General features: G+C 71.3%; 2 protein-coding genes and 1 pseudogene. All 3 read left to right on the top strand.

Annotation, left to right across the window (positions count from 1 at the left end):
* Positions 1 to 519: D-beta-D-heptose 1-phosphate adenosyltransferase (locus AB0J58_RS44860; protein WP_364227932.1), on the top strand; the 519-nt coding region annotated here is incomplete at its 5' end.
* The gene (gene pfkB, locus AB0J58_RS44855; RefSeq protein WP_364227929.1) at positions 516 to 1,457 is read left to right on the top strand and encodes a 1-phosphofructokinase; all 942 of its coding nucleotides are present in this window, start codon (positions 516 to 518) and stop codon (positions 1,455 to 1,457) included. The genes AB0J58_RS44860 and pfkB, both read left to right, overlap by 4 nt.
* 79 nt (positions 1,458 to 1,536) lie before the next feature.
* Positions 1,537 to 1,890 (top strand): annotated as a pseudogene (locus AB0J58_RS44850) (PTS mannose transporter subunit IIA); the annotation flags it as partial.

Here is a 1,890-nt window from a genome sequence, read left to right as displayed (position 1 = left end):
ATCGCCAAGGCGGCGCTGGCGGAGCTTCCCGAGGACGGCGCGATCATCATCGACGCGGGTACGACGACGGGTCGTCTGGTGCAGGCGCTGCCGGTCGACCGGGAGCTGACCGTGATCGTGAACTCCCCGCCGCTGGCCACCGCGCTGGCCACCCGCGCGAACCTGACGGTGTTCATGCTGGGGGGCCGGGTGCGGGGGCGGACCCTGGCCACCGTTGATGACTGGGCGCTGCGGCCGTTGGCCGAGTTGCACGTGGACGTGGCGTTCATGGCGGCCAACGGCTGTTCGGTGGCCAAGGGGCTGACGACCCCGGATCCGGCCGAGGCCGCGATCAAGCGGGCGATGGTCACCGCGGCGCAGCGCTGTGTGCTGCTGGCCGATCACACCAAGTTCGCCAACACCTATCTGGCCCGGTTCGCCGCGCTGCAGGAGATCGATGTGGTGATCAGTGACATGGGTCTGGACAGCGGGGTGGCGGCCGAGCTGGCCGCGGCCGGGCCCGAGGTGATCCGGGCGTGATCGTCACCTTGACCCTCAATCCCAGCCTGGATCGCACGATCGAGGTGGCCTCGCTGCGGCGCGGGGCGGTGATCCGGGCGGCCGCGACGCATCTGGACCCCGGCGGCAAGGGGGTCAACGTCTCGCGGGCGTTGCTGGCCAACCGGGTCCGCTCGTGTGCGGTGGTGCCCTTCGGCGGGGACGAGGGGCGGCGGCTGGTGAGCCTGCTGTCAGCCGAGGGGATCGAGATGGTCACCGTGCCGGTGGCCGGGGCCACCCGGTCCAATGTCGCGCTGGCCGAGCCGGACGGCACGGTCACGAAGATCAACGAGCCGGGGACGGCGTTGTCGCCGGCCGAGCTGGAGGCTCTGGCCGCCGCGGTGCTGGGGGCGGCCGGCTCGGCGGACTGGGTGGTGGCCTCGGGGAGTCTGCCGCCGCGGGTGCCGGTCGATGTGTATGCCCGCCTGTGTGAGCGGTTCAGCGGGGCGGGGATCAACGTCGCGGTCGACACCAGCGGGCCGGCGCTGGTCGAGGCGCTCGCCCAGGCTCCGGCCCTGGTCAAGCCGAACCGGGAGGAGTTGAGCGAGGCCACCGGCATGGTCATCTCCTGCCTGGGGGATGCGATCAAGGCGGCCGAGAGTCTGCGGGAGCGGGGCGCGGGCACGGTCTTGGCCAGTCTGGGCGCCGATGGCGCGATCTTGTTGCAAGGCGATCAGGTGTGGTTCGGCCGGTGCGCGCTGGCCGAGCCGCGTAGTTCGGTCGGTGCCGGTGACGCGATGCTGGCGGGGTTCCTGGCCGCCGGCGCGTGCGGGCGGGCCGCGTTGGTCGAGGCGTTGGCCTGGGCGACGGCCGCGGTCGGGCTGCCGGGCAGCCGGATGCCCGGCCCTGATGACATTCGGCGTGATGACGTGCGTGTCATCGCCGCCGATCCCACCCTGCCGCTGCGGTCCGGGGGCTGACAGCGGCGCGGTTCCACCCCCCTGGCCGGTCCCTTCCTTTTCTTTGGTGGCCGGCCGCCCCGGAAGGAGCACAATTCACATGAGCACCGATTACACCCCCACCGTCACCGGAACCGGGGTGAAAGCGAAGATCCAGCGTTTCGGCGGGTATCTGGCCGGGATGATCATGCCGAACATCGGGGCGTTCATCGCCTGGGGTCTGATCACCGCCTTGTTCATCCCGACCGGCTGGCTGCCGAACGAGAGCCTGGCGGCTCTGGTCGGGCCGATGATCACCACGCTGCTGCCCGTCCTGATCGGTTATACCGGTGGGCGGATGGTCCATGGCCAGCGGGGCGCGGTGGTCGGCGCGGTGGCCACCATGGGTGTCGTGGTGGGCGCGGAGAACCCGATGTTCCTCGGCGCGATGATCATGGGGCCGCTGGCGGCGTTC

The sequence above is a fragment of the Streptosporangium sp. NPDC049644 genome, assembly GCF_040675205.1.
GTDB lineage: Bacteria > Actinomycetota > Actinomycetes > Streptosporangiales > Streptosporangiaceae > Streptosporangium > Streptosporangium fukuiense.
This window is presented reverse-complemented; position numbering and strand designations above follow the sequence as displayed.